The 22,718-nt window shown below is 67.3% G+C and carries 13 protein-coding genes; 9 read left to right on the forward strand and 4 right to left on the reverse strand.

From position 1 onward, the window contains the following. Positions 1-35: 35 nt before the first annotated feature. Genes JOF56_RS25810 through JOF56_RS25830 form a run of 5 tightly spaced genes read left to right on the forward strand, consistent with a single transcriptional unit; the run spans position 36 to position 9,266 of the window. On the forward strand, positions 36-3,185 hold the full coding sequence (locus JOF56_RS25810; protein WP_209642088.1) for a tubulin-like doman-containing protein: 3,150 nt from the start codon (positions 36-38) through the stop codon (positions 3,183-3,185). Further along, on the forward strand, positions 3,182-5,368 hold the full coding sequence (locus JOF56_RS25815) for a hypothetical protein (protein WP_209642089.1): 2,187 nt from the start codon (positions 3,182-3,184) through the stop codon (positions 5,366-5,368). The genes JOF56_RS25810 and JOF56_RS25815 overlap by 4 nt, the downstream gene beginning before the upstream one ends. Further along, positions 5,369-6,340: a BUD32 family EKC/KEOPS complex subunit gene (locus JOF56_RS25820; protein ID WP_209642090.1), complete on the forward strand. Its 972-nt coding sequence runs from the start codon at positions 5,369-5,371 to the stop codon at positions 6,338-6,340. Next, complete coding sequence (locus JOF56_RS25825; protein ID WP_209642091.1) at positions 6,337-7,413, forward strand: P-loop NTPase family protein; 1,077 nt, start codon at positions 6,337-6,339, stop codon at positions 7,411-7,413. The genes JOF56_RS25820 and JOF56_RS25825 overlap by 4 nt, the downstream gene beginning before the upstream one ends. Further along, the gene (locus JOF56_RS25830) at positions 7,410-9,266 is read left to right on the forward strand and encodes a hypothetical protein (RefSeq protein WP_209642092.1); all 1,857 of its coding nucleotides are present in this window, start codon (positions 7,410-7,412) and stop codon (positions 9,264-9,266) included. The genes JOF56_RS25825 and JOF56_RS25830 overlap by 4 nt, the downstream gene beginning before the upstream one ends. Here JOF56_RS25830 and JOF56_RS25835 read toward each other — a convergent pair. The 4 genes from JOF56_RS25835 to JOF56_RS25850 all read right to left on the reverse strand — a co-directional run bounded on the left by JOF56_RS25835 (position 9,261) and on the right by JOF56_RS25850 (position 16,278). Continuing rightward, complete coding sequence (locus JOF56_RS25835; RefSeq protein WP_209642093.1) at positions 9,261-10,637, reverse strand: beta-propeller fold lactonase family protein; 1,377 nt, start codon at positions 10,635-10,637, stop codon at positions 9,261-9,263. The genes JOF56_RS25830 and JOF56_RS25835 overlap by 6 nt on opposite strands. A 62-nt stretch (positions 10,638-10,699) precedes the next feature. Continuing rightward, complete coding sequence (locus tag JOF56_RS25840) at positions 10,700-12,103, reverse strand: beta-propeller fold lactonase family protein (protein WP_209642094.1); 1,404 nt, start codon at positions 12,101-12,103, stop codon at positions 10,700-10,702. 157 nt (positions 12,104-12,260) lie between these two features. Beyond that, positions 12,261-14,693, reverse strand: a complete 2,433-nt coding sequence (locus JOF56_RS25845; RefSeq protein WP_209642095.1) for an ATP-binding protein — start codon at positions 14,691-14,693, stop codon at positions 12,261-12,263. A gap of 289 nt (positions 14,694-14,982) precedes the next feature. Continuing rightward, positions 14,983-16,278, reverse strand: coding sequence for a COG1470 family protein (locus tag JOF56_RS25850; protein ID WP_209642096.1), 1,296 nt, complete (start codon positions 16,276-16,278; stop codon positions 14,983-14,985). Positions 16,279-16,430: 152 nt separating this feature from the next. Between JOF56_RS25850 and JOF56_RS25855 the strand changes: the two genes are divergently transcribed. From JOF56_RS25855 to JOF56_RS25870, 4 genes are all read left to right on the forward strand, one after another. Then, a complete protein-coding gene (locus tag JOF56_RS25855; RefSeq protein WP_209642097.1) occupies positions 16,431-17,054 on the forward strand; it encodes a helix-turn-helix transcriptional regulator in 624 nt (207 codons plus the stop codon). Between the two features lie 123 nt (positions 17,055-17,177). Next, the gene (locus JOF56_RS25860) at positions 17,178-20,105 is read left to right on the forward strand and encodes a DUF11 domain-containing protein (RefSeq protein ID WP_209642098.1); all 2,928 of its coding nucleotides are present in this window, start codon (positions 17,178-17,180) and stop codon (positions 20,103-20,105) included. Continuing rightward, positions 20,102-20,779 (forward strand): Pvc16 family protein, encoded by a 678-nt coding sequence (locus JOF56_RS25865; RefSeq protein ID WP_209642099.1) that lies wholly within the window; start codon positions 20,102-20,104, stop codon positions 20,777-20,779. The genes JOF56_RS25860 and JOF56_RS25865 overlap by 4 nt, the downstream gene beginning before the upstream one ends. Next, complete coding sequence (locus JOF56_RS25870) at positions 20,776-22,707, forward strand: ATP-binding protein (RefSeq protein WP_209642100.1); 1,932 nt, start codon at positions 20,776-20,778, stop codon at positions 22,705-22,707. The genes JOF56_RS25865 and JOF56_RS25870 overlap by 4 nt, the downstream gene beginning before the upstream one ends. Positions 22,708-22,718: the final 11 nt, after the last annotated feature.

Genomic DNA, 22,718 nt, shown 5'->3' on the forward strand with positions numbered 1-22,718 from the left:
CGCCAGCCACAGATGCCCGTAAGGACGATGCCGTAATGAGGATCTATCAACCGATGCTGTTCGTCGGGCTCGGCGGGACAGGCTGCAAGGTCGGGACCGAGTTGGAGAAGCGGCTGCGGGAGGAGCTGTGCGGTCCCGACGGCACCCGCCTGCTCACCGATATCCAGGATCCGAACTTCCGGCCCTACCAGCTTCCGTCCTGTCTGCAGTTCGTCTACGCCGATCTCAGCACCACCGAGTTGCAGCGGGTCCGCCGTGAGGTCGTGCCGGGGCGGGAACACGAGGAGGCGGCCTACAAGACGATGCACCAGATCACCGATCTGGTGCCGGCCCGGCTCGGCAACTCCGCCGAGGTCGCCCAGAGCCTGCGGATCAACATCGACGAGGAGACCATCCACTGGCTGCCGGCCAAGGAAAGCGACCCACGGATCGGTCCGCTGATCCGTGGCGCGGGTCAGCTGCCCACAGTCGGAAGGGGCGTGCTCTTCGAGACGATCAGGCGTAATCCGGATACCGCCAGGCTCGGGATCGAGAACGCGCTCGCCGACATCAACGAGTCCGCGGGCGACCTGTATGTGGTGAGCGGCAAGCGAACCCAGCGGGTCGACACGGTGATCGTGTTCGTCGTCTTCTCGGTGGCCGGCGGCACCGGCAGCGGGATCTTCTACGACTACCTGCATCTGATCGGCGATCTGATGCAGCGGGGTGGGAAGCAGGCCGAGATCTACCCGCTGGTGCTCATGCCGTCGGCGTTCGACTCCGGTCAGGGCGGTGGCCGTCCGGCCGATCTCAACGCCGGTTCCGCGCTGGTGGACTTGTTCCGGCTGATCGACGACCAGAACGCCCAGGGCTCGCCGGACGAGCTTGACGCCAGGGGTGCCCACGGTGCGGTGTCGGTCCGGTATCCGCAACTGGGGCAGGTGCAACTGTTGCCGAACACGGTTCAGACGGCATTCCTGTTCGGCCGTCCGGTCGGCGGGGTCCGCCGGGACGATCTCAACAGGTCCATGGTCTCTCTGATGACATCCCTGATCGGTGCCGGGCCCACCGACCAGGATGATGACGAGGACGCCCCGAGCCGTCCGTACCAGTCGTTCGCGGACGGGTTCATCAACAGCAAGGTGGACCGGCATACGACCGCGGACACCGGTGTGGGCCGTCGCGGGGTGACCACGAGCGCGGTGGCAGCGCTGACCACACCACTGCTCGAACTGACCGATGTCGTCAGTTCCCACCTGCTTGCCAATGCCGTCGACGAGTTGCTCGTCCCGCCCGGCGCCGCCGAGACGAACAAACAGTTCATCCGGCAGTTCATCACGGCGGCAGGGCTGGACCAGCTGTTGGAGGCGGCGCCCGCACGGATCCCGCCGGAGGGCACCCCAGTGGGCTACGGACCGGTGGTCGCCGCCCTCACCGAGCGGGCGAATGCCATGGCTGCCAACATAGAGCGTGCGCGGGAGGCACTTGCCAGTCCGATCGCGACCCTGGCGCAGGACTTCGATCCGGCGTCCGCGGCCGGCTCGCTGTTGCACCATGTCGACCTGTTCCGGTTGCAGCGGGCCATCTTCGGCCATCGTGATCTGGTGGATCCGTTGGACAAAGGTGGTTTCCGGTCTCTGCTGGAAGGATGGCGCGCGGCTCCGGCCGGTCCGCCAGGCCTGACCGGAGCGGCCCCGCCGCTGCCCACCAACCTCCCCAAGAAGTTCCTGCAACGGCTGCGGATCGCAGACGAGCCCGCCCAGGTCGTGATCAGGGCGCAGAACTCGTGGTACGCCTGGCAGACGAGGCTGATCTGGAACGCGGCGTGGAACGACAGCCACAGGTTGTGGGTCCGGCCGTGGCAGGCCTTCGTCGAGGGGTTCCGCGCCATCTACGACCAGTTCGTGACCCATGCGCGCAACGACCCGCAGCAGTTCGACCAGCGGTCCAGGGACCTGTACAAATCCCGCGTCGGGGTGACCTACCTGCTGCCGCCCGAGGATCGTGGGCTGGAAGGCTTCTATCAGAACGTGCTGGCTCGGTTGAAGCAGGATTTCTCCCAGCACCTGGGCCCCAACGCCACCGAGGGACACGTTCTGAACCTGTTGCTGGGTCAGGATGGCTGGGCGACAGCGTTCGCCCTCGGCAGGCAGGACCCGGAAGCCGCGGTCGCCGATATCCGTCAGCGGATCAAGGAAGCGGTGACCGAGCGGGTGCGCCCGGGTGATCGCAGCCGCCCCGCACTGCTGCCCCGCATGGACGATCTGCTCGCCAACGCCGTTTCGCGGCGGGACAACAACGTCACCGACGGGGACCTGAACAGGTTCCGCCAGAAGCTGGCCGAACTCGTGCCCGGGGGTTTCGCCCCGGACGGTCAAGGTCCGCTCCAGGCTCTGTTCACCTACCCCGCGGCGCAGGAGAACGACGACATCGAGCGGTTCCTGCGCCGCGAGGTCTCCCTGCCGATCGATATGGCCGGTGAACCGGAGTTCCGGGCCGTGCAGGCCGACGCGATGGTGGTCGTGCTCAACCGCAGCTCGATGGGTGTCACCGAGGTTCCGGAACTCCGCCGGGTGGTGAAACTCTGGGCCGAGGCGCAGCGTGAACCACAGCCGCAGGACACCTTGGCGTGGCGGCGGCGGCTGAGCCAGGACAGCGACTACCTCCTGATGAACCAACGCGACCGCCAGGAGGTCCTGCACCGGCTGTTGTGCGCGGCCTGGGACGGAAAAGTCACGCTGGCAGGAGACCCGGCCAGTCCGGTGTCCATCAGCGTCCACATCGGCAGCAAGGACGCCACACCCATGAAACTGGAGCTGGCCCCGATCGGCGCACTTTCCTCCTGGGCCAGTGTGCTGCAGGCCTACGAGCAATGGGTGATCACCAACGACGACCCGAACCGGCGCAGCATGGCCGCGCGGCTCATGTCGTCGATGCCCGCGCAGGCCGATCGGTCGCCGCTCCCGCCCGCCGAGGTCTTCACCGTCGTCGCCGACCTCGCCGAGCAGGAACTGCTGAAGATCAAGGAAGCCGAACGCAGCCGGGTGCTGAGCCAGGACTCGCAACTGGCTGTGTTCCGGCAGTTCTGGTCGCAGGACCTGCCCGCGGCGCTGGACAAGCACGTCGGGAGCACGAAGAAGAGCCTTCTCGACCTACGCGAGCAGGTGGACGTCACGCACGGGCTGGGAGGTGACTTCCGCGGATGAGCGACTCGAAGGTCACGGTCGTGGACCTGCGCGACCTGACAGGCGACCCGCCGTCGGACCTCGTGGGCGGCCTCCTGGTGGTCGATCATGCCGGCTGCCTCGTCGAGCATGCGGAGACGTACCTGTCTCTGCTCAGCGAGAGCATGGTGACAGCGGTTGTCTGTGTCGCCGTCGGGGAGATCGACACCGGCAACCCGCTCGACGGCGTGGTGCTGGATCTGCCGCCCGCGCTCTGGCGCGCGACCGTCCTGTGGGTCGGTGATCACCACGGGATCGACTGGGCGCCCGACAGTTCCTCGCCACGGCCCGCCGGGCATTCAGGGGACACATTGGACAGTATGATCGCCGCGCTGCAGGTCTCGGAGTTGTTCGACCACGTTGTCGCCGCGGCGGATGAGCTCTCCGGCCCGGCGGTCAACCCTGGGATCCGGCTGGTCTCCAGTGCTGCCGACCCGGCAGAACTGGCTGAGGCCCGAGCCGCGGCAGTGCGTTCGCTGTGCGTCGGTGGCACGTCGAGTCCGCATGATCTGGAGACGCTGATCCGGCAGTCCTACGCGAGGACCGGTGAAGGCAGTACGTTGTCCGGACGGGTGCAGGCGGCCGGGACCGAGGCCGTCCAGCGCATCGACCACGTCCGCGAGCTGGCCCGCGAGCTGGCGACGCCCAAAGCGTTGTTCGGCCCGAACCGTGCCGGCCGGCAGCTGGGCAAGCAGGTGGGCTGGGCCGGTCAGGCGGCGGAGAACCACCGTCGCGTGGTAGCCGAGGTGCTCAACCGGATGGACGGTCATCTCCAGGTCGGGCATCCGTCCGTGGCCGATGTGACCGAGCTCGGTGCGCCGGAGCCCCGCACGGCCGACAGCGGTGAGATCGCCGAGAACTTGCGCGCCGAGGTCGATACTCTGCTGGATCAGGGCGTCGCGCTGTCCACTTTGGCTCAGGAGTTGCGGCACGTTGCCGCGAACACCGCTCCGCAGGGTTGCACAGCAGCGCTGGACGAGGTGCGCGCCAAGGGACCGCTCAGCCTTGGCATGCCTGCGTTTCCGAGATGGCCGCTGCGTCCGGCGCTGTTGCCACTGATCTTTCTCAGTTGCGCGGCGGTAGCCTTCCTGCTCGCGCCTGGCTGGTTGTCCGGCGGAGTGCTCGCCGTCCTGTGGTTTCTGTCGGGCTGGGTGCTGCTGGGCCGCCGGCCTGATGCCGAAGACGAGGCAGGGCTCGGTGCGACGGTCGTGCCTGCACTGCTGACCTATGGGCTGGCCGGGTTGTCCGGGACAGCAGTGGGGGTTGTTGCCGGGCTTCTCCTGGAGGGCCAGTTCACTGCGCCGCCGCCCGTGGGGCAACTGGTGGCTGTTGTGGCGGTCTTGCTCACGGTCACGGCCGCAACAGTGAGCTGGCGGTCAGCCACTCAGTCCTGGCGCGACGGACTGCGGGTGAACGAAATACGCGTGGCCGTGGACGAGCTGACCCGGCTCGCAGAGGAGACGGCCGTGCGCGAATGGCTTCCGATGCGGCACCGGCAGATCGTCTCGGCTGCGGCCGCCGAGGTCGCCGGAGGGCTGGAGGAGATCGCCGCGACCCTTGAGGAAGCGGGGAATCGGCTCTTCGCCGCGTCCCGGCCATCGGCGGCAACTGCCGGTGCGGCACGGATGGCTCGGCCGGTTCCCCACGAGCTGTATGCGGTCGTGCGCGGCGATCTGCTCGACGTGTGCCGGACCGCCCTGGACCCGGCGTGGCCCGCGGCGGAGGCCGCTTTGCGTACGGCGCAAGGTGTGTACGCACGACGATTGGATCGACTGCTCGGTGAGTACGGCGTCGAGGTCCGGCAGCACGGGTTGCTGGCGGCGAACCGGTTCAGCCGATCGCACGGCCCGCGCGACGACCTGACAGCCCTCGTGTGGTCGCAGTCCCCAGCGGCGCTGGCGGCGTTGCGAACGGATGTGGACGGAGACATGACACAACTTTGCCGCAGCAGTCAGCTCGGCTATCTCAGCAGGACCGCCGAGCCGGGCCTGCTCCGGTTCGCCCCGGCCCAGCTGCGGCGCGTCCTCGAACAGGATGGTCTGCGCAACGAGCTCGTCTCGGACCTCGGGATCGTGTGGAGCGACGGTGGTGAGTACGTCGGCGCGTTGCGGCTGGTGCCGTTGCGGCCGGAGTCGGTACGTCAGGTGTTGGGTGGTGTGCAATAGATGAGCGGGCAGATCGAGTTCGTGAGCTGCCGGGATGTGTGGGGCGTGTTGCGGCAGATAGAGATCGAGGACGTCAACGAGTTCCGTACCCCAGGATCTGTGCTCGACCAGCGGCTGGTGCGGGTGAACGGGCGGAACTATGTGCGCAAGTTCGTCTCTCGCACGGCAGGCCGCCGGGATCCCCAACGGTATGACTTGCTGGAGAACGAGATACGTGCCGGCTGCCGGCTCGGACAGGTTTTCGGTGAGAGGTTCCCTCCGGACCTCGCCGGCCTTGTCGCGTACAACGTGGACGTGGAGCAGCCGTTCGCGTTGCTGCGGGAATACGTCGGCGCGCCGGCGGCCGATCAGGTGCGCCATTTCGATGACGGCCAGCGCAAGGCGTTCGAGCAGGGTCTGTTTCGTGCCATGCAGAACCTCGGTGTTGCCGGCATTGTGCATGGCGCGGTGACGATCGACGCCGTGCGATGGCACGACGGCCGGTTGCAACTCGTCGATTTCGAGTCCGCGGAGCGCGTCGGTGAACTGCGACGTCGCCGGTCGCTGGGGCAGCCCACCGGAGTGGATCAGGTCGACGTCCGGGACGACATGCTGGCGGCCGCCATACTCGTCCGGCACGTGCAGCCGGGCGTGCCGTCGAATGGGTCGAGTCCCGACCGCAGCCGTGATCCGGACCGGCTTCGCGCGCTGCTCGACCCGGTCTTCGACAATCCGGTCGACCGGCGGCCCTATCCGGCCGACCTGCTCGCCAAGCTGCGGGTGGACAACCGGCCGCCGCCCCACGATGACCCGGATGGCTTGCTCGCCGCCGGGCATGACCTGTTCGAACACGTCAGCCAAGGCAAACTCGGGTCGCAGGAGCCCGAGCCACCGGGCAAACCGTCTCGCAGACGAGGCAGATGGATGCGCTCGTTCCTCGCGTTGACCGTTGTGCTGGCGACGACGGTCATCGGGCTGGTGGTGTCGAAGTGACTCCAGGCAACGGTGTTCGCCATATGCGGTGCCCGATCTGCGCCGACGACTTCGTCTGGCCGAGCGGTGACCCGAACATCTTCCTGTACGACGAGGAGAGCAGCCGCTACGAACTGTTCGACATCTCCGGGCAGCCGCCGATGAAACAAGCGGATCTGGCCCGCCAGGGCTACCGGCAGTGTCCGAACCCGTCAGGCGACACCGCGTTGCACTATCTGCCTGCGACCTACGCCGACTATGGCCCACCGTTGGTGATCGGTCTGGTCGGCGCGCCCGCGTCGGGCAAGACTCACCTGTTGACCGCGATGATCCGGCAGGCGTACCTGAGTGGACTGGCCGCACACGGGGTGACTGTGTCAGCGCTGGACATCCTCAGGCACAACCACTTCCTCCGCCAGTTCATCAAGCCGTTCGAGAAAGGCGGCACGCTTGCGGGAACAGGCACTGGTGTGGTCGAGGCGGCCGACATCCTGTTGCTGCGCGGGCCAGGGGGCGACCGGCCGGTGACGTTCTTCGATGTCGCGGGTGAGGACCTGGAGAGCACCAACGCGCGCAACCGTGCCACGAGGTTCCTTGTAGGGGCGACTGCGGTGATCTTCGTCCACGCGTCGGAGGACCGGGATGCGGCCGGGCAACTGCCGGCCGGTGAGAACCAGTCGTTCGATCTGGCCGTGGAACGGTTGCGAGGACGCCAGATCCCCGCTGTGATCGCCGTGACCAAATCGGACAGACTGCGCTTTGTCCCGCCCGCGGATCGATGGCTGCACCGGGGGGACGAGACGCGAGTCGACGCCGACCGCATCCGCGCGGAGAGCAAGGACGTCTACGCCTACCTCCACCGGGCCGGAGCCGGGGCTTCCCTGCGCCCGTTCGAGGCGTTCACCAAGTGCTCACTGCACTTCGTCTCTGCCAGTGGAGGAGACGCGGTCCCCGTCGACCCCGGCGACGAGGACTCGGAGAAGCATTTCCCACGTGGGTTCCGCCCGACCAGGGTGCTCGAGCCGCTGGTCTCGATTCTCGCGATGAGTGGACTGATCACCGGCCTGCAAGCCGAGAAAGTGGGAACGCCATGACCGAGCCTCGGTCCGACGAGGTAGTCCACCAGGCGTTCTTCGGGTGGTCTCCGGATCAGAACAAACACACGATTCTGGCTTCTTCACTCGATGAGCTCACCGAACAGAAATGGCGTGTCCGGCTGCAGGATCATGTGCGGCTGCAACCGGTGCACGGCGGGGGAGGAGTTCCCCACAGTGCCATGTCGTACCTGACGTTCGGCGAGGACCTCGGTGCGGTGGTTCGAAGGGTCCATCTTGGACACTCGCCTGGCCGCGGCAACGCCCACGTACTGATCGGCTGGAAGCCTGGTCTTGACGTCTCGCTCGCCCTGCGTCTGGAGAACTGGCCACAGTGGCGGGTGAAGGTCCCGGAAACAGGGCTGATGGAGCAGATCGCCCTGTCGTCGCTGGTCGGTGCGGCCGGTCCGGCTGGGCTTCGGCCTGAAGAGGTCGATCGGCTGGAGCCGATGGTGGTCACTGTGCTGGCCCGGTTGCTGGACCACCCAGACGAACCGCTGAGCATAATCGGTTGCCCTGACGCAGACCGGCTCGCACTGGTGCGATGCCTCCATGCCGCAGCAGATCCGCACCTGCGGAAGAACGGGATACGGCGGTGCTGGTCGTATTCCACCTACGAGGATCGCCACGGGGACAGCATCGCGAACCTGCCGGAGATTGTGTTCCTGCCCATGCGGAGCCCGGACACGAGCGCCCGCCGCAATGTCGTCGATCTTGACCGGGGATCGCGCGTCAGCAGCTATACCGGTCTGGCCAATCAGTTGATCGCGGCCCTGTGCGAAGGTACGCCCGAAGCTGTGGTCGCCGACGCTGATCTCAACGGCAGTTGGCACTCGGACCAAACCCGGGAGGTGGCTGTCCCGCGGCAGCCCGAACCGGTCGCTGCCGTCCGGAAGGGTTTGCGTGAATCCGTTCCAAGCCAGCAAGTTCGTGGGACAGTGGCACAGAAAACGCACAGGGTGGAGGACGTCGGTGCCCGTGCGGTCGAGGACCTGCTGGCGGCGACCACCGTGATGGATCTGCACAGCTTCCTGTTCCGGCTTGCCAAACTGGACGACCGCGGCCGCGAGAGCCTGCGCGCGGCCGCCGACGTCAGGGTTCTGGACCGGATCGTCGAGTTCGTGGAGGTCGATGCCCGATACCAGCTGATGAGCAAGTTGCTGGAGGTGATGTACGGGGCAGACGGCCGGGATCTGCGGTCGCACGAGGCTCAGCGGCACGCGGCGAGACTCGTTCAGGACGGCCAGTCCGAGCAGATCGCGATCATGCTGGGCGTTGCCGGAAAACGCCACAACACGCCTCAGATCGTCGAAGCCGCGTACAAACGGTGGTCGGTGAGTGGTCTCCAGCCCCGGCATGTCGCGCGACGCCTGCGGTTCGGCTCCAAGCGCTGGCATCTACCGATGATCGCCGCTGTCGCGCTGCTCGCCGTGCTGGCGTTGGTTTTCGTGCTGGGCTACCTGGCCGGTGGGCCCGCGCAGGTTCAGCAGTCCGCTGCCACGCCGCAACCTGAGGTCACGACTCCGGCGCCAGTCCAGCCAAATCCGCCTCCGGTTGTCGCGGGCACGGTGCATATTGCCTTGCCGAATTCGAATCAGCAGGTCTACGCGTTTGTCACCGTAGGGAAAATCTACTACCCGCAGGGCCTGTGCACGATCAAGGACGAGCCGAGCTCGATCTGGCTGTGTACCAAGACCGGCAACCCGCCGGAAAGTCCGGGAATCAAGGCTGAACTGGTGGCGGTTGCGGTGCCACAAACCCACGTGGCCTGGCTGAACGGAGCGGCCGCGGCCGGACGGGATGTCGAGCGGCGCGGGGAATGGGGCAACCCCACACCGGTGGTGCCGTCATGATCGTTGTGTAAGGGTCGGCCCTGGGACGACGATGGATCTGGATGTGCGTGCGGCGGGTGAGCCGTTGCAAAGTGCTGTGCGGCCGGTGAACACGTGATGTGTTGAGCAGCCTTCGTCGTCGGTGATCACCAGGGTGATAGTGAAGGTTCCGGGTCGGCTGTAGACGTGGTCCGGTTTGGGGCCGCCGTCGCGGAGTGTGGTGCCGTCGCCGAAGTCCCAGTCGTAGCGGGTGACCTGGCCGTCTGGGTCCTGGGATCCGGTGGCGTCGAAGCGGGTTGGTCGTCCTGGGACCGCGGTGAACGATGCTGTCGGTCCCTGGTTGGGCAGGACTGTGACTGAGTCGAAGGCCGGTCCGATTCCGTTTGCCGGGAACGGGGAACCGGTGACCTCGCGTGGCACGGGGTCGATGGCGAATCCTGATACGTTGTCGCTGAAGAAGTTGCCTGCGTACAGCCATTTTCCGTCCGGTGTCGTGGTGATTCCCACTGGGCCGGTCCCGGCCTCCACACGGGACTGGACGCGTTGCAGTGTTCCCTTGCTGTTTATGGAGAAGGTCCATATGCCGTCTTCTTCCGGCGTATGGACCGGACGGCTGGCGACACTGGCTACGTAGAGATGGCTTCCGTCGGGTGCCATTGCTATGCCTTCGGGTGTCCTTGGCGCTGGGAAGGGCGAACCCGGTACCGGAGTGAGTGAGCCGTCGGCCCCGATCTGGAATCCGTGTATGTCATCGGTTTCCAGGCATGCGATGTACAGGAATCTGCCGTCCGGCGTGATGCCGATTCCGCCGCCGGCCGCGCCGATCGGCACCGGTGGCCGGGCGTTGCCCAGTGTCCCGTCAGGACGGAGTGGGAACGTGACGATCACGTCCGGGTCCACGTCGCCCGGCGTGCCGTGGCTCACGAACAGAAACCGGCCATCCGGGCTCACCGCGACGTTTCTGGCCTCCGGAACGCCTGTGGGAACTGGATCACCGCGCCGGGCGATTGTTCCGTCCGGATAGACTGGGAAAACTGTCACGGTTCCGAATGGGTCGGAGAACTGGTTCGCGACGTAGAGTGTCCGCCCGTCCGGGGCCATGGCGATGCCGATCGGCGATTCGCCACGGGTCTGCACCGGCTGGCCGTTGGGTACGAGTCTGCCATCATTGGCCACGGCGTAGGGATAAACCGCGTTCTCCTCAAGCGCCACAATGTAGGCGTGCTTTCCGTTCGGGGTGAACACGATTCCCCGCGCTCCCGCGCCAGTCGGCAGTGGGGCGCCGAGCGGATTGAGAGCACCATCCCCGCCGACGGTGTAGGCCGAGACGTTGTGTGGTCCGGTTCCGGTGAAGTTACGCCCACTAGTGGTGACGTACACGGGTCGGCCCACTGAGCCAGGAGGATTCACGGGGGCGACGAGGAGACCGCACGCTACGAGCACTGCCAGTGCAATCATGCCGAAGTCCTTGGTACGACGATGGTCTCATTCCGCATGGCGGCTGCTGAACCGGCGCAGAGGACAGATGTCCCTGTGTAGACGAGCTTGGCCGAGCAGTTCTCGTTGTCGGTGACTGTCAGGCGCACGTGGTAAGTCCCGGCCTGCTGGTAGACGTGCGCCGGTGTGGCGCCGCCGTTCTGAAGTACTGTTCCGTCGCCGAAGTCCCAGTCGTAGCGGGCGATCCGGCCGTCGGGGTCCCGTGAGCCGGTGGCATCGAAGGTCGCCGGCCGGCCTGCCGGGGTCGGATATGCCGAGAACTGCGCGACTGGGCCGAGGTTTGGTTTGACTACAATGGACTGGAAGGCGGGTTGCCGTCCGCCTGTGGGGAACGGTGAACCTTCGACCGTTTCGAGCTGCCCGTCCTTTTCGATGCGGAAACCGGCCACATCCCATGAGTTGATGTTCGACACGTACAGATGCTCGCCGTTCGGCGTCGGCGTGAGTGCGACCGGTGCCCGGCCCGCGGTGAAATCGCCGAGCCGCACCAGTGCGCCGTTGTCCTTGATGCGATAGGCCGACACCAGCTGGCTTGTGCTGGCGATCAGTCCGCCGTCGGCCACGTACAGGTGGCGTCCGTCGGGGGTGGCCACGGCCGCGATCGGGACGTCGGGTGCGTCGAACCGTGATCCTGGTACCGGGGTCAGTTCGCCGTCCGGCTCGATGCGGAAACCGAAGACCTCCTGTGAACCCGAACAAGGCACGTAAAGGAACCTCCCGTCGGGTGTGACGGCCATGGCGCCGCCCGCGGTGCCGATCGGGATCCGGTCGCCCAGCTGCTTCAACGTTCCGTCGCCATACACAGCGAACCGTGTCAGCCAGTCCTGTGCCGTGCCCAGCGGATCACCATGGCTGACAAACAGGAACCGGCCGTCGGGGGGCATCGCCATGCCCCGCGCGGACTCGGCACCGGTCGCAATCGGTTCGGCAAGCCGGGTGAGCCGGCCGTCGCCGCCGATCCTGAATGCCAGCACCGTATCCGTCCCGCGGTTGACCACGTACAGCGTTCTTCCGTTCGGCGCGACCGCCAACGCGTCCGGATCCTTGTTCGCTTTGACAGGATCTCTCAACGGGACAAGCTGCCCGCCCGGTGCTATCCGGAACATGCTGATCGAGTTGGAGTCGTCCGGCGTCATCGGTTTCACGCCGTTGGCCGTGTAAGCGAATCTTCCGTCTGGAGTGACCACAATGGACCTTGGTGCGGCGTCCGTGGTGACCAGTTCGGCACGCCGGACCAGCCGGCCGTCCGCCGCTATGTCGAACGTCGAAATGTTGTCCGACAGGATGTTCGTAACGTAAATCTGCCGATTGCCTGGCTCGTCGGCGGCTGCCGTAGGGACAGCCGTGCTGGTCCAGATCACCGCCACACTCAGAAAAGCCGAGAGAAAACCATGCCGTGCCACAACGACACCCCCAGTGCCGCCCGGTGCCCCCGACCGGGCCATCGGCCAGGTTTCGCCGTCCGGACCGGTCCGGTCAAGGGCTTGACCGATCAAGCCTGGCAATGGACCGGGCCAATCAACTGAGGTCTTCGGATGCGTTGATGGCGGCTGACAACGCGGCGGCCAGGCTGTGTGCCTTGGCGGTGTTCAGGCCCCGGCAGATCTCCAGTGCCTGTTCGCGGTCCGCGCGGGCGTGGGCGGGTCTGGTCTGGTCGAGCACGGATGCGCGCCGCTGCAGTACGCGGGCCTGCTTCCAGCGGTCGCCGATGTCGGTGTAGATGCTCAGTGCGATGTCCAGATGCCGTTCAGCCGGACGCAGGTCGCCCATTTCGTGGCGGCACCGGCCGCACCCGAACCAGGCGTCCGCTTCCACTGCAGGGGAGTCCACACCGACGGCGATCGCGCCGGCCTCCTGGAACGTGGCGTTCGCGGTCTGCCAGTCGCCGGTCGCCTCGAGTGTCTCGGCCAGTCGCTGCAGGCCGGTCGCGACCAGGTTGCGGTGCGACAGCGAGTCGGTCCGCCGGAATTCGCCCACGGCGGTCCGGTGTGCGGCCGCGGCCTGTTCATATCGGCCAAGGGCGTGCAATGCCAGGCCGACGTACGACAACGCGATGTGCTCCTCGAAAGTGTGGCCGGTCTGGTGGAACACCGCGATCGCCGAGGTCAGAAGCTCGACCGAGCGGCCCGGCCTGCCGTCGTCCAGTTCGGCTCGCCCGCTGTGCATCAAGGACCACGCTTCTGCGATGCGGTCGCCCACTTCTCTGGCCACAGCGAGCGCACGGCGGTGGGTCTGGTACGCCTCGTGGTGCAGTGCGGGGACCAGGTTGAGCGCCCAGCCAAGGAAATTCAGTTGCTCGGCCTCGTCTCGGCGGCGGTCGAGCGCGCGGGCCGCGTTGACGCCATAGGTGAACACCTCACGCCATACGTCGCTGGTCTTGCGCAGAGCGGAATACCAGCGTACGGAGGAGCTGAACTCAAGCACTGCAGCGTGCCACCGCAGGCGCACAGCCTGGCGCAACGCGGCCAGCCAGTGGGCCTGCTCGTCGTCCAGCCATTCCACCGCGTCTTCCGCGGTGTCCACCACGGCGTCCGGATCGCGCTCTGACCAGTCCGGGGCAAGGAGCTTCGCGGCACGAATCCCGTTGCGCAGCAACCATTCTGTCAGCCGCCACTCGGCCGCCTGGATGTCGGCGGCGGTGTCCTCGCCCGCGAGCCGCTCGCCGGCGAACAGCCGTAGCAGGTCGTGCAGGATGTACCGGCCCTCTCGTACGTCGGTGTCGAGCAGGCTGGCGTCGACCAGTTCTTCGAGGTGGCGCTCGGCGGTGGTCTCGTCCAGTTCGGCCAGCACGGCGGTCTGTGCCACGGTCACGTCCGGGCCACCCGCCAGCGACAGCCGCCGGAACACCATGCCGGAGATGGCGTCGCACTGCTGGTAGGACACCTCGAACGCGGCGCGTACCTGCAGGTCGCCCGCGGTCAGGGCGGTCAGTCTGCGTTGCTCGTCGTTCAGTTGCCGCACCAGGTTGGCGATCGGCCACCGCGGCCGGCTGGCCAGCCGGTTGCCGGCGATCCGCAACGCCAGCGGCAGGTTTCCGCACAGCTCGGCCACCCGGTGCACGGCATCGAGCTCGCGGGCGGCCCGGTCCGGCCGGATGATCGACTCCAGCAGGCGTACGCCCGCGGCCGCGTCCAGGACATCCAGCTGGATCCGGCCGACTGCCTCCAGACCGGACAGCACTCGCCTGCTGGTGATCAGCACCAGGCTGCCCGAGCTGCCCGGCAACAGCGGGCGGACCTGCGCGTCGTCTGCCACGTTGTCCAGGATCACCAGCATCCGCCGTTCGCTCAGCAGCTGACGGTACAAAGTGGACCGTCCGTGGACGCCGGTGGGGAGATGAGCGGCCGCGACACCCATTGCTGCCAGCAGTTGTCCGAGTGCGTCGTGCGCGCTGAGCGGATTCGTGTCGATGCCACGCATGTTGACGAACACCCGGCCGTCCGGATACCGCTTGCCGACCCGGTGCCCGATGTGCACGGCGAACGACGTCTTGCCCACGCCGGGAGCGCCGAACAACACGACCACGGGCGTGGCCCGGAGGTTGGTGCGCAGGTGCTCCCCGACCAGTTGCAGGGTCTGCTCCACCTCGTTGTCCCGGCCGGTGAAATCGGCGACCTCGGGTGGGAGCTGGCACTGCTGGGGTCGGCCGGACGGCGTAGCGGCTGTGCCGGTGGGCCTGGTGCCGGTCCGGACACGTCCTGCCTTGGCAAGGCGCACGAACTCCCACTGCGCATGCGTGTCCAGGGTGAGTGCGGAGGCGAGCGCCTGGACGCTCCGCCGCTGCGGCACACGGACCCGGCCGCGCTCCATGTCGCTGATCGAGCGTGCGCTGATCCCCGACGCGGACGCCAGTTCCTCCTGCGTCAACCGAGCTGATCTGCGATAACGCGCGAGCAGGTCACCGAAGTTGTCCCCGGGCTCGCGCACCGCTTCCGGGCCGGTGTCCGACATTCGCCTGCCGCTCGCAATCGTGGGATCAACCCCTGGATATCGATATCGACCCTCGATTCTGTCAGTGATCAACACGTTACGTAAGGTGGCAAAAGTGTGATGAACGCCGGTTATCGTCCATAGTAGACAGTTGCGGTCGTTGACCCGTTCGGCCCAATGCCGCGAAGACCGGCCGGAAGAAACCGAAGAAGTACTTCTGCGGGCTGGTCTTCGTGGTGCCCCGCCGCCGTGCGGAGTTGGCTGGTGGGACATCCCGGCGGCACCGCGGAAGGGGGCGAGGTGAGATGGGTCATTGCGGCTGGTCGACCAGCTCCCCGCTGACGTTCAGCAGTTGCAGACAGCTGCGGGCCTGTACGCCCGAGGCGGGGGTGCCCGGCTTGTTGCACGTCACGGTGGCGTCCACGATCGCGCCCGCGGGTACCTCGATCGGCGTCACCCAGTGGTAGTCCTGGTTGCGGAACGTCTCCAGCGCGATGGTGGTGATGGTCCGCTCGCCGAACACGATGGTCAGCAGGCCCTCGTCGCCCTGCGGATTGGCCAGCAGGATGTCGGTGATCCGGAAGATCTTGCCCTCCGGCACCACGTAGCTGCGTGTGCCACGTCCGCCGGGGTTGGTCCGGACCTCGATGGTGGCCGAACTCTGCTGTCCCAGTCCGGCCGGTGGCGGCGGCCCCGGCGCTGGAGTGCTGGCAGGCGGCTGGCTGCTCGGTGCCCCACCGCCACCGCCGCTGCCACCGGGAGGCTGATCGCCGGTGCTCGTCCTGGGTTGCTGTCCGGCTGCCTGGGCGATTTGCTGGGCTTTGTCCTCGGCGGCTTCGGTGGCCGCACTCTGGATCGCCGGCCGTACCAGCGCGAACCACGCGAGCACCAGCGCCAGCAACGCGGCCAACAGCGCAAGCAGCCAGCGCGGCAGCAACGGCAGCTGCACGAATTCGCCGTCCAGAGCGTGCTTTTCGGGTACATCCGGCTCGGTGACCATGGTGGCGGCCAGGTCCGCCTCGACGCGGAACGCCCTGGTGACCGGCCTGCCGAACCAGATCAACTTGCGCGCCCGGGCCCGCAGCCTGATCGGTTCGCGTGTGCCCGGGGCGATCTCGGGAAGCTGGGCGGGCAGCCGGAACCGAAGTTGTTGTTCGGTATCGGCTGCCGCGAGCGATCCGGTGATCGGCGTGTTCCCAAGGTTGTGCAACAACACCGAGTACCGCGCCCGGCGCCACGCGCGTCTGCGCTGAGGGACCAGCTCCGCGCCCGTGAGCAGGAACGGTTCGATGATCACGGTGCTTTCCGAGATGACCCCGGTCTGCGGCCGTTCGACCGGAAGCACACGGATGCCCAGTGGTACCTCGCCTGCCCGCACGTCCGGCGAGCGCGGTGGGCGCAGCAGGACGGTCACGTTCTCACTGGTGCCCGGGTACAGGGACAGTCGTACCGGCTCGACAGTGGTCCATGGCGCGCACTCGCCGAGCACTTCGAACTCGTACGCCTCGACGATGTCGCTGTCGTTGCGGACAGTCAGTGTGGTGGCCGTTTCCCCGCCGGGCGTGACGACGACGGTCGGGCGGTCCAGCTCAGCGGAAGTGGTCACGCCCCGAAGCTAGGTGCGGCGGACTTCCGCGTGACAGGGGACAGAGGGCAGGCGGTGGGCACGAGTGGTGCCCCGGCGAGCGTGATCGCACTGCCCACAGAGCAACCAGGGCTGTGACAGGGCGCCCTGGCATGGTGAACGGGAGCACACGAATGACGAGAGTGCCATTCGCACTGTATGCCCAGGATCCGATCCTTGAGGCAGGGGTCGTGCACCAGCTGCGTTCCCGGCCTGAGGTCGTGCTGGTGAGTCCGGATGAGGAGGAGAGCGCCACGGTCGCGCTCGTCGTGGTGGACCGTGTGGACGACGAGGCGATCCAGTTGCTGCGCAGGCTGCAACGGTCTTCCAGGGCACGTGTCGGGCTGATGGTCGGCCAGTTCGAGCACAACGTGTTGCACACGACGGTGGAATGTGGAGTGGCGGCGTTGATCCGCCGTTCCGAGGCGAGCCAGGACCGGCTGGTGACGATGATCACCGCGCTGGCGCGGGGCGAAGGTGTGCTGCCCGGTGACCTGCTCGGCAGGCTGCTCGACCAGGTGGGGCGGTTGCAGCGCAAGGTTCTCGACCCACGGGGGCTGACGCTGTCCACGCTCACCGCACGCGAGGCGGACATGCTGCGGCTGGTGGCCGAAGGACTCGACACCGCCGAGATCGCCGCGAAGACCTCGTTCTCGGAGCGCACCGTGAAGAACGTCCTGCATGAGGTCATCACCCGGCTCAACCTGCGTAACCGGGCACACGCGGTCGGATACGTGATGCGGCACGGCTTGATCTGACGCCCTTGCCCGAAAGGTCATGACGGCCTGCCGCGCAATTGCCTGCCGGGGCCTCGGCACAGGGTGTCCGGTCCAGCGAGGATCGCGACAGAGGCACTGCGCGAGGAGGGCTGGGATTTGGGTATGCCGTCGCGGCCGTGGGCGTTCGCCGCGGCTGCGCTCCTGATGTCCACAGTGGCCAGTTCAGCGAGTGTGGCAGCCCAGCCCGTGGTCGGACCGTTGGACGCTCCGACCACGGGCCGGGTGCTGTTCGCCGGGACACAACACCGCAGCCTCGGCGCGGCCGTGAGCACCGAACAGTCCGTGCCGTTGTTGGGTCCTGGTCCCACCCATATGGACGACCAGCCGGCCGCTCGTGGCACGCAGCTGGTGTTCACCAGCATGCGGGACGCGGCGCGCCCGCAGGTCTACCTGCGCGAAGCCGGGGGCGCGATTCGGCAGCTGACCAGCGGCTTCGACGCCGCTCATCCGCAACTGTCCCCGGACGGCCGGTCTGTCGTGTTCGACGCTGCACAGCCGGGCGCTGGCGTGCAACGGGATCTGTGGCTGATCGGCAGCGACGGCAGCGGCCTGCGCCGTCTCACCGACACTCCGGCCAATGAGAGCAGTCCGACGTTCTCCCCGGACGGCACCGAGATCGCGTTCGCCTGCGATCAGGACGGCGTGTCCGAGATCTACCGGCAACCGCTGGCAGGTGGCCCGGCGCGCAGGCTGACCACTGCGGGCGGAGCCGGTCAGCCGTCATGGAATCCCGTTCGTGCCGACCTGATCGCGTACACAGTGGATCTCGGGCCGCCGGGCAGGCAGCTGCGGATGATCGACGGCGACCAGACCGGGATCCCGGTGCTCGGCGGTGATCAGGCGGCCTGGCAGTCGTTCTCCCCATCCTGGCGGCCCGACGGCGACCTGCTGCTGTTCGTCAGCCCGAACCAGGTGTGCGTGTGCGACGACGTCAACCGTGTGTACCAAGTAGACACTTCGGGTGGTCTGCCGGTGACCACGTTCCCGCAACTGCTGCTCGTCGAGGACCGGGCCATCGACTCGCCCACTTGGGCGCAGGGACGGCTTGTCGTGGCCAGGACGACTGCTGCCGACCGGTTCACCGCCACGCTGCAAGACGTTCTGCCCGACGGTACCGATCCGCGTGACCTCGGTCTGGCTGTCCTGCGTGAGGACCCGGAGGCCGCGACCAACCCGGACCGGTTGTTCCAGCCACGGCCGGGGTTCGATCCGTGGACCGAGCGGCAGAACTACTCCCCGGACGGCAGGCGGATCGCGGTGAGCCGCTTCGAGGACGTCGGTGGCCTGCGCGTGCAACGGATCTGGCTGGCCGACCCGGACGGCGGCAATGCCGCTCCGCTGCCACTGTCCGATCGGGCGCCGGGGGATCAGGAGACCGACGCGACCTGGTCGCCGGATGGCCGGTTGCTGGCGTTCGCCCGGCGCTCGCTTGGCGGCCCGAGCCGGGTCTTCGTCGCCGATGTGGCTACTGGTCAGGTGATCAGCGCGTTGCCCGCGGTCGACCAGCGCCTGGACGACGCCCAGCCGGTCTGGTCGTCCGACGGTGGTTCGATCGCGTTCACGCGTGTCGCGGACATCGGCGGATCGCTTGCCAACAAACACATCTGGATCGCTTCGGCGACCGCACTCGGTGACCAGCGTGACCTCACCGCCGCGGTCTGCGGGGCCGAGTGCGCGGTGATCGACGACAGCCCGGCGTTCTCTCCGGACGGCACCCAGGTCGCCTTCAACCGCAAGGACGACGCGATACTTGTGGTGTCCGCCAACGGGTCCGGGTGCCGGGTGCTGTTGCCCGCCGGGCAGTCCTCCTGCGCCGGGCCGATCGCCGCGCCCAGCGGGCCGTTCCAGCCGCGTGACGTCGCCTATTCGCCGGACGGAACGCAGCTGGTGCTGACCACCCGCCGGGCCGCCGCGCCGGTTTCACCGGAAGCGTTGGTGGTCCTGACAATCGCGAACGGACAGTTGACCTTCATCACGGACTCGTTGCCCGGCAGGCAGAAGGAGCCGAGCTGGCAGCAGACAGTAGACCTCGCGGTCCTGGCCCCGCCCAGCACACCGGTCGTGCCGGTGGGCGGTAGCCAGACCGTGGGCATCACAGTGATCAACCGAGGACCTGCGCCTTCGCCGGGAACCGTGCTGACCCTGACCGTGCCGCCAGGTGTCCGGCTCGACGGGATACAACCGGATCGAGGCACATGCGCCGAACTCCGGTGCGACTTCGGCGTGCTGGCGCCAGGTGAGAGCATCGGCGTTACCGTGGTCCTGGTCGGCGTGACGCAAGGAACGCACCAGGTTACGTGGTCGGTCACCGGCGCTGTGCAAGATCCGCAACCCGCGGACAACACTGCCGAGACGCTGGTTCCTGTCGAGGTACCGCCCCCACCTCTGGCAGGGCCCGCGTTGGCTGTGACCGTTCAACCCACGCCTGGCTATGTCGGCGGCACGGTGACCGTGACATACACGGCACGCAACGGTGGTGACTCCACCGCCACTGGCTTGAACCTTGCCATCGCGTTGCCTGCGCAGGTTCCGATCGGAACCGTGACACCGGGATGCACTGCGACCGGTTGTGCTCTCGCCGATCTCGCACCAGGTACGTCCCAGGTGGTGCGGATTGTGCTCACGCCGAAGGCGGCCATCAACACCGTGGTGTCCGGCACTCTGCGAACCACCGGAACCGACGCGAACCCTGCTGACAACGCCGTTACCGCTCCACTCCGCGTGCTCCAGCCGCGTATTGTCGCAGTGCCCGCGATCGGCAAACCAGGCTTCGTCACCTCCGTGCGTGGCAACGACTTCCCGCCAGGTGTGCCGGTTGTGCTCACTTGGACACCAGGTATCACCGCGTCCGCAGTGCCTACCCGGCCTGCGGTCAACGGCCGGTTCATCGCGCAACTGCTGATCCTGCCCAAGGACCAGACCGGGCGGCGGGAAATCACCGCGACCGGCCCCGGATTCAGCCCGGTGACGACTCGTTTCCTTGTCGTGGCCGGTGTTTTCGGGCCACCTGACATGGTGGTGCGCAGATGATCCACGAGGTCGACGAGGCGATCAGGCGGCTGCTGGCCGACGGTGGCGTGCCGGGCGGCGGGGGTGAGCTCGCCTTCGACGCGCCCACCCGGGACTGGACGGCCAAACGAAACGCCCCCACGGTCAACGTCTTCCTCTACGACATCCATGAGGACTTGTCCCGCCGGCGGACCGGCACGACCGAGGAACACGACGACGAGGGCATGATCGTCGGCTGGCGGCACCGGCCACGCTGGTTCCAGCTGTCGTATCTGGTGACAGCGTGGACGAACCGGCCGGCCGACGAGCATCGGCTGCTGTCGCAGGTGCTCATCTGCCTGACCCGCACGGATGCCATCGGATCACAGTGGCTGACCGGGACACTGGCCGAGCTCGGTATGCCGATCCCGCTGGAGACGGCCGGACCGGTGACCGAGGGGCGGGCCGCCACCGATGTCTGGTCCGCGCTCGGTGGCGAACTCAAACCCGCGATCGACTTGAAGGTGACCGCCCCGCTCGCCGGGCCGCGGACGTCCGCGGGACCGCCGGTCACCGAGGGGGTCGTGCTCCGGGCCGACACCGACCGCCATCTGCGTTATGAGGGCACCACGACCGCTCAGGGCGAAGGATTCGCTGTCGTGCGGCCGAAACCGGCGCCGCCTGCGCGACGCAGACGGACGGGGGCGGGTCCATGACTGGCAGTGAGGTGCTTACGGCGCTTGTCGATGTGGAACTACGGGTCCGACAGGCGATCCAGGCCCGGCGAGCGGGTGATCCCATGCCGGACGATCCGTACCGTGGTCTGTATCTCACCGCGGAGGCGGTGGACCGGATCCTTGCGGGGAATCCGGTCATGCCGCCGTGGAACGAACCCGGACCGCTGCTCGGCAAACTGGCCGAGGACTTCGGCCTTACCCCGTTGGATGTGCGATTCCTGCTCATAGCACTGGCGCCGGACGTCGATCCGCGGTTCGAGCGGCTCTACGCGTACCTCAACGACGACATGACCCGGCGCCGGGCGACGATCGGCCTCGTGCTGGACCTGTGCGGGCTTCAGGCGGCAGGAGCCGCGCGGTTCCGGCTCGCGCCAAACTCACCGCTGGTTTCCGGTGGCCTGATCGACATCCTGGAACAGGACAGTCCGGCACTGGCACGCGGGCTGCGGGTACCGGACCGGGTCGTTGCTTATCTGCTGGGAGACAACGAGCTGGACTCGTCCATAGTGGATTTCTGTCGCATTCGGACTGTCGCATCGGACGATCCTGTCGTGGCGAAGCTCGGTGCTGGTGTGAAAGCCGGTGTGCGGCTGCTGTATTTGCGCGGTGGAGAAAGGCTTGCAGTGCCAGTGCTCACCGCGGCGGGCTGTCCCAGCCTGGTCCTGGATCCGTTGCGGCTGGGCGACGCGTTGGCGGCAGTGGTCAGGGAAGCGCGCCTGCGCGGTGCTGGAATCGTGCTCGGCCCGGTGGATTCTCTCGGTGAGAAAAAAGTGTTGCGTGAGCTGGTCGCTCGAACTTCCGATGTGCCGTTGATCCTTTATGGGCAAAGAAGCTGGGACCCGTTGTGGGGTGAGCGAACCCCGGTCTCGCGTACCGTAGAACCGGCAGACGCGGCTCAACGCAAGGCAGAATGGGGCGCGGCACTCGCCGGCTCTGCCGGAGAGATCACAAGCGAACCGGGACCGTACCGGCTCGGACCCGAGCAGATCCAGCGTGCCGCTTCGGTAGCGGCCCAGAACGCGATGCTCGACGCACGTCCGATCAGCGCGGGCGACATCAGGGCCGGTGTGCGGGCACAGAACGCCGCTGGGCTGGACAAGCTGGCCCGCCGGATCGAGCCCTCGGTCGGCTGGAGTGATCTGGTGCTGCCCGAGCAGACCCGCGACCAACTCGCCGAGCTGGTCGTCCGGGCCCGGCACCGGGATCATGTGCTCGGCACCTGGCGGATGCGTCCTGGCGGTGGCCGGGGTCGTGGCGTCACAGCACTCTTCGCGGGGGAGTCCGGAACCGGCAAGACGATGTCAGCCGAGGTCGTAGCCGCCGAACTGGGCATGGACCTGTACGTGGTCGACCTGTCGACAGTGGTCGACAAGTACGTCGGCGAGACCGAGAAGAACCTGGAGCGGGTCTTCGCCGAGGCCGCGGCCGTGCAAGGCGTGCTGCTGTTCGACGAGGCCGACGCGATCTTCGGCAAACGTTCCCAGGTCAAGGACGCCCACGACCGCTACGCCAACCTGGAGTCCGCATTTCTGTTGCAGCGCATGGAATCCTTCGACGGAATCGCGGTGCTGACCACGAACCTGCGGGCCAACCTGGACGAGGCGTTCACCCGCCGGCTGGACGTGATCGCCGACTTCCCGGTGCCCGACGAGGCCAACCGGCTTGCCCTGTGGGACCGCTGCCTCGGCACTGCGCTGCCTCGCGCGGACGATTTGGACCTCGCTTTCTGTGCCGAGAAGTTCGAGCTCACCGGTGGCTCAATCCGTGCGTGCGCAGTGACAGCGGCGTACTTGGCCGCCGACACAGGCTGTCCAGTGGGAACGGTGGAACTGATCACCGCGATCCGCCAGGAGTACCGCAAACTCGGCCGGTTGCTGCTGGACAGCGAGTTCGCCCCGTTTCACTGAAGGAGGCGCGA

Source organism: Kibdelosporangium banguiense, from assembly GCF_017876405.1.
GTDB classification, from domain to species: Bacteria; Actinomycetota; Actinomycetes; order Mycobacteriales; family Pseudonocardiaceae; genus Kibdelosporangium; species Kibdelosporangium banguiense.

Coding starts and splice junctions, on each gene's coding strand:
- JOF56_RS25855 (WP_209642097.1), top strand. CDS start 16,431: ATGACGAGAGTGCCATTCGCACTGTATGCCCAGGATCCGATCCTTGAG.
- JOF56_RS25810 (WP_209642088.1), top strand. CDS start 36: ATGAGGATCTATCAACCGATGCTGTTCGTCGGGCTCGGCGGGACAGGC.
- JOF56_RS25815 (WP_209642089.1), top strand. CDS start 3,182: ATGAGCGACTCGAAGGTCACGGTCGTGGACCTGCGCGACCTGACAGGC.
- JOF56_RS25870 (WP_209642100.1), top strand. CDS start 20,776: ATGACTGGCAGTGAGGTGCTTACGGCGCTTGTCGATGTGGAACTACGG.
- JOF56_RS25830 (WP_209642092.1), top strand. CDS start 7,410: ATGACCGAGCCTCGGTCCGACGAGGTAGTCCACCAGGCGTTCTTCGGG.
- JOF56_RS25820 (WP_209642090.1), top strand. CDS start 5,369: ATGAGCGGGCAGATCGAGTTCGTGAGCTGCCGGGATGTGTGGGGCGTG.
- JOF56_RS25865 (WP_209642099.1), top strand. CDS start 20,102: ATGATCCACGAGGTCGACGAGGCGATCAGGCGGCTGCTGGCCGACGGT.
- JOF56_RS25845 (WP_209642095.1), bottom strand. CDS start 14,693: ATGTCGGACACCGGCCCGGAAGCGGTGCGCGAGCCCGGGGACAACTTC.
- JOF56_RS25860 (WP_209642098.1), top strand. CDS start 17,178: ATGCCGTCGCGGCCGTGGGCGTTCGCCGCGGCTGCGCTCCTGATGTCC.